Here is a 15,045-nt window from a genome sequence, read left to right as displayed (position 1 = left end):
GGATGTCCTCGAACACGGCTCGACAGACCCTCGATGCACTCCCGAGTGAGCGCGTGCTGTGGCTCGGGTTGCTCTGTGCGCTCGAACTACTCGCGGTGGTCGGGTACTTCCAGTTCACCAGCGGCGAACTCCTGTCGGTTCGGTACGTACTCTATCCGTTCGTCTGGATAAACGTCGGCCTGCTCGCCGTCGCCGCCACCGACCCGATTCCGACCTCGCGTCGGCACCGCCTCCTCGGGGTGGCCGTCGCAGTGGGCTACTTCCTCCTGCTCGCGTGGTTCGCCGGGCTGGTCTCGCTGGTACCTGCCGGACACGACCACGCGGCCCACGGGTTCTCACTCGCCATGCCCTCGCCGGGCTGGGGGCCGACGCTGAGCTACAGCGGGGCCGTGTTCCAGTTCTCGCTCGTCCCGTTCCGCGTGGTCGGCTACCTCTCGCTCGCGTACCTCGTGTACGCGACCGTGCTCGAATCGCTGTCGGCGAGCGCGACGGGTCTGCTCGGACTGTTCTCGTGTGTGAGCTGTGCGTTCCCGCTCCTCTCGTCGCTCGCGTCCGGGACGGCGGGGTCGGCCGCGGCCCTGGCGACCGTCTACGCCTTCGGCGTCGACCTCTCGACGCTGGTGTTCGTGGTGGCCGTCGCGTTGCTGTACTGGCGGCCGGGGGTGCCCAGTCGTGGCGGCGCGTAGGCGCGACCGGGTGGCCACGGCGGGCACCCTTCTGGCCGCACTGGTGGTGTTCGCCCAGCCGGCGCTCGCCCACGTCGGGTCGCTCGGCGGGACGCTCACCTCGGTTCCGGTGCCGTTCTGGCTGGTCGTCCTGACCGGTGGCGGCATCATCGGGGCGTCGTTCCTGTTCACGAGCTTTGCGACCGACCACGACCTCATCAGGGACATCAACCGGCTCGGCCTGACGGTTCCTTCGCCCGGGGCGGTTCGTCGGACCGTCGTCGCGGTGGCCCGGGTCGCGAGCGTCGGTGTTCTCGGTCTGTTCGTCGTCGTCGGGCTGTTCGCCGAACAGTTCGGTGCGACCGACCCCACGAAGAACCTCGCAGTGCTGGGCGTCTGGGCCGGCTGGTGGGCCGGATACACCATCTCGGTCTACCTGCTCGGTGACTCCTGGCCGGTGCTCAACCCGTGGCAGGCCATCGCCTCGGTCCTGCCCCGTGTCGGTTCCCGGTCGTGGCCGAACGACCTCGGCGGCTGGCCGGCCGCGGTCGGTCTGCTCGCGCTGGTCTGGCTGGAGGTCGTCACGCCAATCGCCTCGAATCCGCAGTTCCTCGCCCTCGTGATACTGGCGTACACCCTGGGGACGCTGGCCGGAGCCCTCGTCTTCGGCGACGACTGGTTCCGCGAGGCCGACCCCGTCTCACGGGTGTTCCGCACGTACGGGCGGATGGCCCCGATTCGCCGGGGCGAGGACGGGCTGCAGGTGTCGCTCCCCGGCGGTGCCCTCGCCCGGAACTACGACGAGGGAACGGGCGCCGAGGTGGTGTTCGTGGTCGCCTTGCTGTGGGTGACCTCCTACGACGGGCTGGTGTCGACGGCCCCGCATGCGGCACTCGTTCGCGCAGCCGTCGACCTCGGCGTCCCCGCACTCGCAGTGTACCTCACGACTGCCGTGTCGGGCTTCGCGCTATTCCTCGCCGTGTATCGGTTCGCGGCTCGCCTGTCCCGCCGGACTGCCGGCTCGTTCGTCGACCCCGCCGTCATCGAGCGCCGGTTCGTCTGGTCGCTCGTGCCGATCGCGGCCGGCTACCACCTCGCGCACTTCCTCGGCTACTACCTGACGCTCTCGCCGGCGCTCTGGGCGGTCGCACAGACGCCGTTCGACCCACCGGCGACGGTACAGGTCGCGATACTCCCGGGCTGGTTCGGCAGCCTCCAGCTCGCGTTCGTCGTCCTTGGCCACCTCGTCGCAATCTGGGTCGCCCACGCCATCGCCTTCGAGACGTTCACCGGAAAGCTCCAGCCCATTCGCAGCCAGTACCCGTTCGCCCTCGTGATGGTGTTCTACACGATGACCAGCATGTGGCTCGTCGCCCAACCGTACGTGAAACCCCCGTTCCTCTGACCATGGCTACCCACGACATCGACCACTCCAGACCGACCGACTCGCCCGCCGGAGAGAGCGGAGAGAGGCAATCACGACCTGCCGAAACCGGGACGGTCGTTCACGACGACGAGACCGTCGCGGCTCGGTGTCGATACTGCGACCGTCCGTTCCCGTCTGAACAGCTCCACGCGCTCCACCTCGGAGAGCGACACCGGGAGGACCTGACCGCCGAGGAGTACGAGACCTACGCGCAGGCCAAAGACGAGGAGGACGACGAGTTGTTCCTCTACCACCTGAAGGTCATCGCGGCGCTCGGGACGCTGTACGCCGTCATCGTCCTCGTGTACATGGTCGTCCTCTCCCTGTGATACCCATGCAATCGATACACCTCGACCGTCGCTGTACGACGCTCCTGCTTGCCCTCGTCTGTCTCTCGCTCGTCCCGCCCGCGAGCGCCCACGACGGGACCGTCCACGGCGGTGTCCCACACGTCGTCCTGCTCACGCTGTTGCTCCTCGGACTCGGCATCCTGGGTGCGACCGCGCTCCGCGACCGGTTCTGGCAGCGCTTCGGGAGTCGGCTCGACCGGCGACTGGCCGCCGTCGGACTCCTCGTCGGCGTCTCGATGACCGCGCTTGGCGTCGTCGGTCTGGTCGAACTGCAGGTCGAGCCCATCGGGACGACGCCCCTGACACGGGTGTACTACCCCGCCCTTACGTTCCTGGGCGGGATGGGCATCGTCCTCGCGAGCCTCGTACTGTACAACACGCGCTGGGGCGACCACCACGCCTATCCGGTGCTGGGCGCCCTCCTCGGCCTCTGGGTGGCCTATCCACAGCTCGTTCCCCGCGGGACCGTCTTCCACCCCCTCGGCTACGTGCTGGTGCTCGCGGTCCCCGTGGTCCTCGGCTACATCGTCTGGACCGAGGTCGTCCCCGCGCTCGCCCGGACCGGCCGGCGTGCCCGGACCGTGGGCGCACTCGCGGGACTCGGCTTCACCGCCTTCTTCGTCGTCTCCTCGGGGCTGCTCTCGTTCAACCCCGAGGACGTGCCGCCGGCCCAGGGCGAGGCGTTCACCGTCGTCACCGAGTTCACCAGCCCGCTGGTCATGTGGCCCGCCATCGAACTGTACCGACCCTCGATTCCGCTGTTCGCGGCGGTGTCGGTCGGGACCGCCCTCGTGGTCGTGGTGCTGGTCGGGCTGGTGACGATGAACGCCACCCTCGGGGTAGCGACGTGGCGGGCCCGGGACGCCGACGATAGGCCCACGGCCGACCGCGCTGCGACCGACGGCGGGACCGTCCAGGGCGTCACCGGTGCGCTGGCGACCACCGGTGCGACCGCCTGCTGTTGCTGCGGCCCGGCCATCTACGGAGTGGCCAGCGCGGCCTTCGGCGCCTCGGCCAGTCCGCTGTACTGGGCGTTCACCGACCCGGACTCGCCGCTCGCGACCGTGTTCCTGGTGGGCGCCATCGCGCTCTTGACCGCGAACGCGGTGACGCTGGCGGGGAGTGTGGCCCCGCAGTGCGACTGACCGGGTCCTCAGCGGCGCGAGTGGTCACCGAAATTCGTGTTGCATGCTACCTTTTCCCAACCCGTTTTAGCTACCCGACTCATAGCCGTTGCATGGTCCCCCTGGGACGCCAACCGGTCAGCCGTGGATTCCTGGAGTTACACGCCCCCGACACAGACTTCAGCGGGCACGATGACCGCGACCGCATCCGTGTCCTGCACGTCGACGACGACCCTGCAGTCAGCGACCTCGTGGTCCAGTTTCTCGACCGCGAGGACGCCCGTTTCGACGTCGCCACCGAGACGGACGCCACTGTGGCCCTCGAAACGCTCGCGTCGGAGTCCGTCGACTGCATCGTCAGCGACTACCAGATGCCGGGGATGGACGGCCTCGAGTTCCTGGCCGCGGTCCGACAGCACGACCCCGACCTCCCGTTCGTCCTGTTCACCGGCAAAGGCTCAGAGGAAATCGCCAGCGATGCCATCGAGGCCGGAGTGACCGGTTACCTCCAGAAAAAGGGGTGTCGCGAGCAGTACGCGCTCCTCGCGAACCGCATCGAGCAGGCCGTGGCCCACTACCGGGCGGAACAGAACGCCGAGCGAAGCCTCCGGGCGCTGGAACACGCCGGAGAAGGAATCGCGTTCCTCGACGACGAGGGGACGTTCATCTACGTGAACGAGGTGTTCGCCGACCTCCACGGCTACGACCGCCAGACCCTCATCGGTGAGTCCTTCGACGTGCTGACCGTCTCTGGCAGCAAGAGCGAACCGTTGCTGACGCTACTCAACAGGACCACCCCCGACCGCTGGCGAGGGCCCGCCATCCACCAGCGTGCAGACGGCTCACCCCTCCCGGTCGAGGTGACGCTCACGTACAGCCCGCCCGACCGGTCCTACGTCTGCACCGTTCACGGTCAGAGCGACACCGAGGCGCTCCAGGCGGAACTCTCCCTGAAGGAGATGGCGATGGACGCCGCGCCTATCGGTATCGTCATCACCGATTCGGGGACCAACGACGACCCGGTCATCTACGCCAATGGCGGCTTCTGTCGGTTGACCGGCTACGACGAGGCCGAGATACTCGGGTTGAACTGTCGTTTCCTCCAGGGCGACGACACCGACACGGGAGCAGTTGCACAGCTGCGTGCCGCAATCGACGCGCGAGCGGTCACGACCGTCGACCTCCTCAACTACCGGAAGGACGGGACGCCCTTCTGGAACCGTGTGAACCTCGCGCCCATCCGGGTCGACGGGCGGGTAACTCACTTCGTCGGGTTCCAGCAGGACATCACCGAACTGAAAGGCGAACCGGGACTGGAGTGACCCGGTCAGACGGACTTGTCCATCACGACGACCGTTCCCTCGACGCCGGTCGACAGGTGGCTAGAGAACTCGTGTAGCCGTTCGGTGACCCGTTCGTACCCGTGCGCCTCGTAGAACGGGACCGCGTTTGTCGACGCGGTGAGACCGAGCGTCTCCACGCCCCGGGCCCGAGCCTCGCGCTCCAGCGCAGCGAGCACCTGCGACCCGACACCCCGCCGGGCAACCGCTGGATGGACGTACACCGCGGTCACCTCGGCATCGACCGACTGCTCGTCGGTAGCCGGGTCAGTGAGCCAGAGCGACCCGAACGCGACGACGACAGGGTCGTCTCGTCCGTCGTTCTCCCGTTCTGCGACGACGAAGTAGCAGTCCTCGTCGTCGATGTCCGCGTACTCGGCCGACGCGACACCGGCCGCCCAGGCGTCGACCTGCTCCTGACTGTACGTCTGGCGGCCCAGTTCGCGGATTGCGGCCTCGTGGACCCCACGGACAGCCGGTACGTCTGCGAGCGTCGCTTCCCGGACGTGCATGGTCCTCCAGAGGGTCGCCAGTGAGTTCGTCGTTGTGGTCGGACAGAAGGAAGTGTACGCCGCCGGTCGAAGACGGTCCGATTGCAGTTACAGGATGGAGTACGACGCCGCGGTCGTGAGTGCGAGTGCCGCGATGAGGCCGATGAGCATCAGCGTCGTCACCGAGCGCGGTTCCCAGCGCAGGTGCTGGTACCAGCCCGCGACGACGACCGCCTTCGCCATCGACAGCACCATGATGATCGCGAAGGCTGCCCAGTAGGCCGACTCCAGAAAGCCCATCATCTCGATGAGGGCCTGGACGGTCGCGAGCACGAACAACACCACGTAAATCACCGTGTACAGTTTGGTATGGGACATTCTTGGTCACCTCAGAGGATGTAGAACAGCGGGAACAGGAACAGCCAGACGATGTCGACGAAGTGCCAGTACAGGCCGAAGTACTCGATGGGTGCTTCGTCGTCCAGGTACGCCCCCCGCCAGGCCCTGGCGATCATGTACAGCGCCATGATGAGCCCCACGATGACGTGCAGGCCGTGCAGGCCCGTCGTCACGTAGAACGTCGTCGACGCGATGTTCGTCGAGATGTCCCAGCCCTGTGGGAACGCCTCCGAGTGGACGTGGAACAGGTGCAGCCACTCCAGGCCCTTGTTGACCAGGAAGGCGGCACCGAGGACGAACGTGGTGCTCATCGCAGCGACGACACCGAGTCTGTTGCCCTTCTCGGCCGCGACGAGCGCGAGCACGACCGCGAAACTGCTCGTCAGCAGGATGTACGTGTTGATGAGCCCGGGCATGACGACGTGTTCGGCCGGGATGAGGTGGTGCCAGTCCGACCAGCCGTAGGCGACGCGAGAGAACACGTACGCGCCGATGAACGCGCCGAACAGCACCACGTCTGAGGCCAGGTAGATCCAGACACCCAGTTTGACGTTGCCGACGCCGGCGAACGGCCAGCTCTCGCCGAACGGCCCCTCGAGCCCGTGGAAGGTCTCGCGGGACATCGCGATACACGCACCGACGAGGATGATGACCCCGACGATGGCGTTCCCGATGTAGATGCCACCTTCGATGCCGGGCGGGAACGCGCCCTCTTGCATCCCGGACAGCCCGAACAGCGTGATGAGCGACCCGAGACTGATGACGAACGGCCAGATGCTCGCGTGACTCTCTTCGTGGTCGTGTTCCGTGGCCGTGCTCGTCAGTTCACCACCGGGAGTCGCCGTGACCATCCCACCATCGGTGCTGGCGGTGCCACCGTCGGCGGTCGCCCCGCCGCTTGCATCGGCACTCGCGTTCTTGAACGTGAGTCTCCCCTCGGCGTAGCTCGGGGTGCCCGGGAAGTTCTCCAGCGGCGGGGGCGAGGGAACCGTCCACTCGGCTGTCGAGGCGTACTCCCACGGGTTCCCGTCGACCGGTTCGCCGTCGAACAGGCTCTTGAACAGGTTGTAGAACATGACGAGGAACGACGCCCCGAGGAGGAACCCGCCGATGGTCGCGACCTGGTGCCACGTGGTCAGGCCGGGCGCGTAGTTGAACACGCGTCGCGGCGTCTCCCACGCGATGAACATCGGGAAGTACAGCAGGTTGAACCCGACGAAGTACAGCGCGAAGTTCACCTTCCCGAGGAACTCGTCGTACATCCGTCCGGTCATCTTCGGGAACCAGTAGTACAGTGCGGCGATGAGGCCGGTCACCCCGCCGACCATCACGTAGTGGAAGTGGGCGACGACCCAGTAGGTGCCGCGGAACGAGTAGTCGAGGACGACTGCCCCGAGGAACACCCCGGTGATGCCACCCAGGATGAACAGCATGAGGCCGCCGAAGGCGAACAGGAAGGGCGTGGTAAAGCGTATCCGGCCCTTCAACATGGTGTAGATGAGCGCGAACACCATCAGGTCGAACGGAAGTGAGATACCGATGGTCGTCGCCATGAACAGCGTCTTGATTTCGAGGTTGATGCCGGTGAGGAACATGTGATGCATCCAGACGATGAAGCTCTGCAGCGCCACGAGCAACATCGCGCCGATGAACCACTTGCGCCCGACGATGCGTCGGCCACAGAACGTCTGGAATATCTCGGCCATCGCGCCCAGCGCCGGGAAGAAGACGATGTACACCTCCGGGTGGCCGAAGAACCAGAACAGGTGCGCCCACAGCAACGAGCCGTCGGGGCTGGTCGACGCGAAGTAGGTCGTCCCGAGCAGGCGGTCCGAACTCAGCAACATCAGCGCCGCGAGCAAGGCCGCGAACGCGAACAGCATCATCCACACGGTGAGGAGGATGCTCCAGGTGAACAGTGGCATCCGTCGCAGGGTCATGCCCTCCGCGCGCATGCGATGGATGGTCGTCAGGAAGTTCACCGAGCCCACGGTGACACCGACGACGAACAGCAACAGCGCCAACACCGCGGTCGACCCACCGACCTCCGGCGTGTAGACGGGCATGTTCAACGGGGCGTACATGGTCCAGCCGCCGGCGAACGTGCCGCCCTGGAAGAACGAGATGCCCATGAGGATGCCCGAGGCGAGGTACAGCCAGTACGAGAGCGCGTTCAGTCGCGGGAACGCGAGGTCTTTCGCCCCAATCTGGAGTGGGACGATGTAGTTCGCGAACCCGAACGCGAACGGTGAGAGGAACCAGAACACCATGATGAGGCCGTGGGCGGAGACTGCCTGATTGTAGGCGTTGGCCTGCATCACGTCCGCGCCGGGTGCCCACAGTTCGGCCCGCATCAGCAGGGCGAGGACCCCACCGAAGATGAGGAAGAACAGGGCCGTCACCGTGTAGAGGATGCCGATGTCCTTGTGGTTCGTCGTGACGAACCAGCGCCGGATGGAGTAAAGCGGCGGCAGTCCGTGGTCTTCGGACTCGTGACCCGACGGGATGTCGAGCGGAAGCGACTCACCGCCGACGAGGGTCCCACCGTCCGTCTTGGACCCACCGTCAGTCTGGGGCTCGTGGGCTGTCTCGGGCGACTCGTCTGGGGTCTCGTCGGCACTCATGCCTGAACCTCCGCCGCCACGAGCGAGGCGGCCGGTTGACTGACGCTACTGTCGTTCGAACCACCGTCGTTGCTTGCGTTGTCCATGTTCTCGTACCACTCCTGGAATTCGGATTCCTCCATGACGACGACGTCAGCCACCATGAACGAGTGTCCCGCACCGCAGAGTTCGTAACACTGTGCCTGATAGGTCCCGGGGTCCGCAGGGCCGAACCACGTCACGGTCGTCTGTCCCGGGACGGCGTCCGTCTTGACCTGGAACGCCGGCACGCCGAAGTTGTGGAACACGTCCTCGGATGTCACCTTCAATCGAATCTCCTTGTCTGCCGGCACCCGAAGCGTGCCGTCGACGCGCTCGCCGTTCGGGTAGGTGAACTTCCAGCCGTACTGGTAGCCAGTCACCTCGACGGTCATGACTTCCGCACTGTCGGGACTTGGCTGGGCCGCGGCCGCGCCCTGTTCGACGTAGAGGAGCGCGCCGTAGGTCCAGAGGACGAGTGAGACGACGATGACCGCACTGATGGTGAACGAGAGAAGGAGTTTGCGACCGTGCCCGCCGCCAGTCGGAATCTCACCGAGGACGGGACGTTCGTAGTCGTCCTCGGGACGTCCCTCGTGTTCTCGGTACCTGTACGCGTTGTACAGCATGTACGACAGTACGACGACGCCGACGAGCGCTCCGAGCGCGACGAACACCTCGAAGATCTGGCTGAATATCTCAGCCCGTGACCCTTGCGGGACGATGCCGCCCGAACCGCCGGCCTGCAACACGATTCCCCCGAGCATGGATATCTGTAACCTCGTTCGGGTGGCTATTTATATATTGTGTATGGTTAACACGGGAAATGGTAACACGGGGTAGGGGTCTGCGAATCCGACTGGTCCTGCTGTGGGCCACCTGACCAGTCACCTCGGGAGCACACCGCCCTGCCCGGCCCGGGGCCAAGGTTCAATTCCTCACACGGCGAAGGAGACCAGTGTGTCCCTCGTCGTCGCCGTCCTGGTCCATCTGCTGGTCGCCGTCGGCTGGTACGTCGTCTTCCAGTCCGTCGCAGCGCGCCTGACCGCGCGACCGGCCCGGGAACCACTGACTGCCGCCCGACTCCGACACCTTCGGCGAGTCGGCTACGCCACCGCCATCGGGACGAACCTGCTACTGGCGCAAGTCGTGGGCACCGCCGCCTCGTTGCAGCTCCTGTTCGACGAACTCCCGCTCGTCCTGCGGCCGGTGGTGGTCGGTGCGGGCGTGTTCGTCTTCGGTATCCTGCCATCCATCGCGGCGGTCGCGGTCGCAGTCGCACCCTTCCGAGAGCGGGTCCGACACCTCGCGCTGTCGGCGTGGTTCGTCCTCTGGTGGTTCGTGACGCGAGCCGTCGCGACCACGGCCGCCATCGCGGCCATCGTTACCCTCGTCAGAATCGTCCCACACGGGTGGCCACGCGTGGTCGGGTCGCTCGGCGTCGTCCTCGCCAGTATCTCGCTCTCCCCAGTCGTCCTCAGGGTCGGGTTGCGGACGAGAGCACCGACACCTGCCGAGCGCGAGCGGGTGGCCGACGTCCTCTCTCCCTCGGTTCGACTCCGGGTCGTCGACCCCCGGACCCGGGTCGGGTGTGCCTTCGCCGCGGGCGTCGTCCCCGGCCTCCGCTACGTGTTCGTGACCGAGACGCTGTTCGACCTGCTCGCGGACGACGAGCTCTCGGCCGTCGTCGCCCACGAGGTCGCACACCACCGACGTGGCCACGTCGTCGCGCGCTTCGGCCTCGCCGCGGTGGTCGTCGTCCCGCTCCTCGTCGGCGTCGAGTTCGGCTACCCGGGACTGGTCCGCATCGTCGGTATCGGCCTCGTTCCCTACGCCGCAGTGTGGTTCAAGCTCATCCGGCGAACCGAGTTCGTCGCGGACCGCGACGCAGCACGGGCGGTCGGGCCCGACGCGATGGCCCGGGCGCTGGAGACCCTGCTGGAGCGACGACTCATCTTCGAACCGACGGGGACCACCAGTCGGCTACTCGACGTCCACCCGGCCGTCTCGACTCGCATCGACCGGCTGGAAAGTCCTGCAGACATATAAGTGTACACGAAAAGTTTATATTCTATACCCGCTAACTTTCGGTTAGCAAGAACGGTCCCGTACCGGTCAGGCCGCTTGCCCTCCCCCCACGATGTCAGACACACGAATTCGCACGTTCAGTGCAGAGTCCGAGACGACGAAGACTACTGAGCAGGTGGCACCTCGCACGTGCCCCGAGTGTGACGGCCGGTTGGCCGTCGACGAGGAGCACGGCGAGACCGTCTGTTCGCAGTGTGGCCTCGTCGTCGAGACCGATACCATCGACCGCGGCCCGGAGTGGCGCGCGTTCGATTCCGCAGAGAAAGACGAGAAGTCACGCGTCGGTGCCCCCACGACGCAGATGATGCACGACAAGGGGCTGTCGACCAGCATCGGCTGGCAGAACAAGGACGCCTACGGCCGAGCGCTCTCCAGCCGCCAGCGCCGCAAGATGCAGCGCCTGCGCACCTGGGACGAGCGCTTCCGTACCCGCGACTCCAAAGAGCGTAACCTCAAGCAGGCGCTCGGCGAGATAGACCGCATGGCCTCCTCGCTGGGGCTGCCCGACACCGTCCGTGAGACGGCGAGTGTCATCTATCGGCGTGCCCTGGAGGACAACCTCCTCCCCGGCCGGTCCATCGAGGGCGTCGCGACGGCCTCGCTGTACGCGGCCGCCCGCCAGGCGGGCACCCCGCGCTCGCTCGACGAGGTCGCCGCGGTGAGCCGCGTCGACCCGATGGAGTTCAAGCGGACCTACCGCTACATCGTCCGCGAACTCGGCCTGGAGGTCGCCCCCGCCGACCCGGAGAGTTACGTCGCCCGCTTCGCGAGCGACCTCGACCTCTCCGACGAGGCCGAGATGCAGGCTCGCGAACTCCTCAAGACGGCGAAAGAGAAGGGCCTCCAGTCCGGGAAGTCCCCCGTCGGCCTCGCGGCCGCCGCGGTGTACGCCGGGTCGTTGCTGGTCAACGAACGCGTCACACAGAACGACGTGAGCAAGGTGGCCAAGGTGAGCGAGGTCACCATCCGAAACCGCTACAAGGAACTGCTCGAAGCCGCCGACGCTGGCGAGAGCGCGCACTGATTCTTTTTCTACCGCGGTCACCCTCGACACCGGAGCGCCGCGGCGACCGGCAGCCACCCATTTGTGACGGTACCAGTTGTCATAACGGTAAAGCACGTCGCCCTCCAAATCAGGGCGCGATAATCACCGGGCGGTTCAAGATACCGGTCGAGAAGTTCCCGCTCGGCGAGGCCATCCTGACGGTCCCCGAGACGCAGGTGAAGTTCGTCCGGGTGACCATCTCCCCGAACGTCCTCTCGCGGTTCTTCTGGGCCACGACGGACGACTTCGACGCCTTCGAGGCGGTGACCGACCGGATGGAGCGTCTCATCGAGGACCTGCTCAGCGTCGCCAGGCAGGGTGGTATGGTGAAAGAACCCGTCCGGACGGACCTCGAAGACGTCATCGAAACCGCGAGCGTGGGCACCCTGCCCGAATCCGTGACGCTGCTGTACGACGAGGTGTCGCCAATCCTGGCGAGTCCGGACCGACTCTGTCAGGTGTTCGAGAACCTGTTCCGGAACGCGGTCGACCACGGTGGCGAGACGGTGACCCTCAGGGTCGGCCCACTCGAGGACGGGTTCACCACCAGAGAGGACGGCCACGGCTTCGGGCTCTCTGTCGTTCGGACCATCATCGGCGCCCACGGCTGGGACATCGAGGCGACCAACCGCAGTCCCGAAACGAGCACCGACGGTGGGTCACCCAGAGGAGAGGGCGGTGACCCCGTCGACGGGAGCAGCGACGGCAGCGCGGCCGCTACCGGTGCTCGCTTCGAGATAACTGGCGTGGATATCGTCGACTGAATTCAGCCTCGCCCGTGTCAGCCCCGTGACGCGACCACGATGTCGTGGTTCTCGACGACTGCCGGAACCAGTGTCGCTATCTTCTCGCCCGCGTTCAGGTTCGTCGTGACCGCGACACCGACCTGTTGCCCGAGTGGGACCCGTGCCAGCAAGCCGTCGTCGAAGCCCGTCACGACGAAGTTGAGCTGGCCGAGTTGCACGAGCGACTCCTGGTAGGCGTCCCCCATCCGCGCGTCGAGACAGAGGTCACTCGCGAGTGCATCGAGGTCGGTCGGTCGGTACTGTTCTCTGACGGTCTCGTGGACGAAGTGTATCTCGAGTACGTCCTCGTTGTAAAACGCGACCAGGCTCAGGTCGTCACCGAGTTCCGCCCGCAACCGCTCTACCACCCCATCCGTCCGTTCGACGATTCGTTTTTTCGGACGCGTCTCGTCGGCGAACTGCGCTCGCGCCGGCGATTGAGTCGGACTGTCGTAAGGCATCCCCACTAGTGTATACGATAATTCGTGGTTAAAAAACCGTGCAAGTTCGGTCGAGCGTCGTCTCAGTCGTCTGCAGTGGCCGCAGCGCGGGGCGTCTCGGTGAGCAATCGGTCGAGGGCGTCGACCATCGCGGTCACACTCGCCCGGGTGATGTCGGCGTCACTGTGCGCGACCGTCACTTCGCGGTCCTCGCGCGCCATGGTCACCTCGACTGTCACGACCGCGTCGGTGCCACCAGTGACGGCGTCGACGTGGTACGACTTGAGGTGGGCGTCACCGAAGTCCTTCACCGCGGATTTGACCGCGGAGACAGCGGAGTCGACCGGGCCAGAACCGGTGCCAGACGCGACGACTTCCTCGCCGTCGACGTCCAGACGCACGCAGGCGCTCGGGGTCGGACTGCCCGAGGTCGCGGTGACCTCCAGCAGTTCGACGCGGCGGTCGCGCACGTGGTCGGTCACGTCTTCGGCCACCGCGAGCAGGTCCGCGTCGGTGACGCGCTTGCCACGACCGGCCATCTCCTTGACGCGCTCGACCACGCGGCCGAGTTCCTCGTCGGAGACCTCGACGTCGTGCTCGGAGAGTGCGGCGCGTGCGCCCGCACGCCCGGTGTGTTTCCCGAGGACGATGCGGCGCTCGCGACCCACCTGTTCCGGCGGGTACGGTTCGTACATCCGGTCGTCCTTGAGCGTCCCGTCGGTGTGGATGCCCGATTCGTGGGCGAAGGCGTTCTCGCCGGTCACCGCCTTGTTCGGGGCGGGCCGCATGCCGGTGGTTCGGGCGACGACTTCCCCGAGGCGGTAGAGCTGGGTCGTATCGACGGTCTCCACGTCGTAGACGTGCTTGAGCGCCATCGCGACCTCTTCGAGCGCGACGTTGCCGGCGCGCTCGCCGATGCCGTTCACCGTGGCGTGGACGAGGTCTGCACCCGCGTTCACCGCGGCCAGGGCGTTCGTCACACCGAGGCCGAGGTCGTCGTGGGTGTGCGCACTCGTCGGGCCGTGTTCGGCCAGCACGCCGACGACTTCGGCGGTGCGCTCGGGGCCGGCGTGGCCGACGGTGTCGGCGTAGCAGACCCGGTCCGCACCGGCGTCGAACGAGGTCGCCGCGAGCCGGTCGAGGAAGTCGAGGTCGGCCCGGGAACCGTCCTCGCCGATGACCTCGACCCAGAGCCCGTGGTCTTTGGCGTACGCCACGAGGTCGGCGGTGCTCGTGAGCACCTCCTCGTGAGAGGAGCCGACTTTCGTCTCGACGTGGCGGTCGCTGGCCGGCACGACGAGGTTGACCCCGTCGACCCCGCAGTCGAGCGCGTGGTCGATGTCACGCTGGATGCCCCGGGCGAAGCTCGTCACCGTCGCATCGAGGTTCTGTGCGGTGACCTCCGAGATGGTCTCGCGCTCACCGACCCCGGTGCAGGCGCTGCCCGCCTCGATGAACGAGACGCCCGCCGCATCGAGTGCTCTCGCTACCTCTACTTTCTCGTCTGGCGTCATCGAGACGCCGGGTGCCTGTTCGCCGTCGCGGAGCGTGGTGTCCAGGAATCGCACGTTAGATTGGGACAGCTGTGTGTGTTCGGGGGAGCCCCCGAATAAAACGTTCACCGGTCATTAGTCCATCTGACCATGGGCCGTCGAGGGGGTTAAGCGAGTCAGTTCGACAGGTGGACCTGTCGCTCTTGCAAATATTGTCAGTTGGAGCCACCGGCGTCGCGCCGCCGTCGCCCACATCGCAACCGGTGGCCGACTGGACGAGACGAAGGACATCAGACGGGGAGAACCTCCGTCTGGTGATATCGAGGAGTCACCAGTGAGACGTGCGGGAGAATCCGGGCCAGTGTCTCGATCGTCGAATACTGCTGCAGCGTCACCCGTCGAGCCGAACGATGTCCCCTTCGGAGACGTCGTCTGCAGCCCCGGCCGGCAACTCGACGAGCGTGTCTGCCGTGCCACGACCGAGGCCGACCCAGGGCCGAAGCCGCTTCTTCTGGACGACTTCGTCCCCGACCAGCCAGAGGACGTCGAGGGCGAACGGGACGAACAACATGTGGACGTCCCGGGTCTTCGCGCCGTCGAACCGGAACACCAGCGCGTAGTCGTCGGGAATCGACCGTCGGAACATCAGCCCCCTTGCCCGGGCGAACGTCGAGTCCGCGGTCTCGACGTCGCTCGCGAGTACCTGCGCCGTCTCTCCGGTGCTGTGAAGCAGTCGCACACCTGCCCGTTCGATAGG

15 protein-coding genes are annotated in these 15,045 nt (G+C 66.3%); 8 read left to right on the top strand and 7 right to left on the bottom strand.

Annotated elements, in window-relative coordinates:
* The first annotated feature begins 2 nt into the window (after positions 1–2).
* The 5 genes from ACSC1R_RS10890 to ACSC1R_RS10870 all read left to right on the top strand — a co-directional run bounded on the left by ACSC1R_RS10890 (position 3) and on the right by ACSC1R_RS10870 (position 4,887).
* Positions 3–686, top strand: coding sequence for a DUF7546 family protein (locus tag ACSC1R_RS10890; RefSeq protein WP_439025775.1), 684 nt, complete (start codon positions 3–5; stop codon positions 684–686).
* Entirely contained in the window at positions 673–2,070 is a 1,398-nt protein-coding gene (locus ACSC1R_RS10885) for a hypothetical protein (RefSeq protein WP_439025774.1), read from the top strand. The genes ACSC1R_RS10890 and ACSC1R_RS10885 overlap by 14 nt, the downstream gene beginning before the upstream one ends.
* Before the next feature lie 2 nt (positions 2,071–2,072).
* The gene (locus ACSC1R_RS10880) at positions 2,073–2,420 is read left to right on the top strand and encodes a DUF7410 domain-containing protein (RefSeq protein WP_439025773.1); all 348 of its coding nucleotides are present in this window, start codon (positions 2,073–2,075) and stop codon (positions 2,418–2,420) included.
* Between the two features lie 5 nt (positions 2,421–2,425).
* Positions 2,426–3,586 carry a hypothetical protein gene (locus tag ACSC1R_RS10875; protein ID WP_439025772.1) on the top strand — a complete coding sequence of 387 codons (1,161 nt, stop codon included), beginning with the start codon at positions 2,426–2,428 and terminating at the stop codon, positions 3,584–3,586.
* A gap of 92 nt (positions 3,587–3,678) precedes the next feature.
* A complete protein-coding gene (locus tag ACSC1R_RS10870) occupies positions 3,679–4,887 on the top strand; it encodes a PAS domain-containing protein (RefSeq protein ID WP_439025771.1) in 1,209 nt (402 codons plus the stop codon).
* Positions 4,888–4,892: 5 nt separating this feature from the next.
* On the opposite strand, the gene ACSC1R_RS10865 is transcribed toward ACSC1R_RS10870, so the two are convergent.
* The 4 genes from ACSC1R_RS10865 to coxB all read right to left on the bottom strand — a co-directional run bounded on the left by ACSC1R_RS10865 (position 4,893) and on the right by coxB (position 9,204).
* On the bottom strand, positions 4,893–5,417 hold the full coding sequence (locus ACSC1R_RS10865; protein ID WP_439025770.1) for a GNAT family N-acetyltransferase: 525 nt from the start codon (positions 5,415–5,417) through the stop codon (positions 4,893–4,895).
* Between the two features lie 87 nt (positions 5,418–5,504).
* Positions 5,505–5,774 (bottom strand): cytochrome C oxidase subunit IV family protein, encoded by a 270-nt coding sequence (locus ACSC1R_RS10860; RefSeq protein WP_439025769.1) that lies wholly within the window; start codon positions 5,772–5,774, stop codon positions 5,505–5,507.
* An 11-nt stretch (positions 5,775–5,785) separates the two neighbouring features.
* Positions 5,786–8,419 (bottom strand): cbb3-type cytochrome c oxidase subunit I, encoded by a 2,634-nt coding sequence (locus tag ACSC1R_RS10855; RefSeq protein WP_439025768.1) that lies wholly within the window; start codon positions 8,417–8,419, stop codon positions 5,786–5,788.
* Positions 8,416–9,204 (bottom strand): cytochrome c oxidase subunit II, encoded by a 789-nt coding sequence (gene coxB / locus ACSC1R_RS10850; RefSeq protein ID WP_439025767.1) that lies wholly within the window; start codon positions 9,202–9,204, stop codon positions 8,416–8,418. The genes ACSC1R_RS10855 and coxB overlap by 4 nt, the downstream gene beginning before the upstream one ends.
* A 193-nt stretch (positions 9,205–9,397) precedes the next feature.
* On the opposite strand from coxB, the gene ACSC1R_RS10845 reads away from it, so the two are divergent.
* The 3 genes from ACSC1R_RS10845 (at position 9,398) to ACSC1R_RS10835 (ending at position 12,334) form a co-directional block, all read left to right on the top strand.
* Positions 9,398–10,486, top strand: a complete 1,089-nt coding sequence (locus tag ACSC1R_RS10845) for a M48 family metallopeptidase (RefSeq protein ID WP_439025766.1) — start codon at positions 9,398–9,400, stop codon at positions 10,484–10,486.
* 91 nt (positions 10,487–10,577) lie between these two features.
* Positions 10,578–11,549, top strand: a complete 972-nt coding sequence (locus tag ACSC1R_RS10840; RefSeq protein ID WP_439025765.1) for a transcription initiation factor IIB — start codon at positions 10,578–10,580, stop codon at positions 11,547–11,549.
* Between the two features lie 197 nt (positions 11,550–11,746).
* Positions 11,747–12,334 carry a sensor histidine kinase gene (locus ACSC1R_RS10835; RefSeq protein WP_439025764.1) on the top strand — a complete coding sequence of 196 codons (588 nt, stop codon included), beginning with the start codon at positions 11,747–11,749 and terminating at the stop codon, positions 12,332–12,334.
* A gap of 17 nt (positions 12,335–12,351) precedes the next feature.
* On the opposite strand, the gene ACSC1R_RS10830 is transcribed toward ACSC1R_RS10835, so the two are convergent.
* The 3 genes from ACSC1R_RS10830 to ACSC1R_RS10820 form a co-directional block, all read right to left on the bottom strand.
* Positions 12,352–12,816, bottom strand: a complete 465-nt coding sequence (locus tag ACSC1R_RS10830) for a DUF7522 family protein (RefSeq protein WP_439025763.1) — start codon at positions 12,814–12,816, stop codon at positions 12,352–12,354.
* Between the two features lie 62 nt (positions 12,817–12,878).
* On the bottom strand, positions 12,879–14,417 hold the full coding sequence (locus ACSC1R_RS10825; protein WP_439025762.1) for a 2-isopropylmalate synthase: 1,539 nt from the start codon (positions 14,415–14,417) through the stop codon (positions 12,879–12,881).
* Positions 14,418–14,679: 262 nt separating this feature from the next.
* Positions 14,680–15,027, bottom strand: coding sequence for a DUF192 domain-containing protein (locus ACSC1R_RS10820; RefSeq protein WP_439025761.1), 348 nt, complete (start codon positions 15,025–15,027; stop codon positions 14,680–14,682).
* Positions 15,028–15,045: the final 18 nt, after the last annotated feature.

It is taken from the genome of Haloarchaeobius ordinarius (genome assembly GCF_051801355.1).
GTDB lineage: Archaea > Halobacteriota > Halobacteria > Halobacteriales > Natrialbaceae > Haloarchaeobius.
The sequence above is the reverse complement of the archived record's forward strand: the minus strand, read 5'-3'. Positions and strand labels throughout refer to the sequence as shown.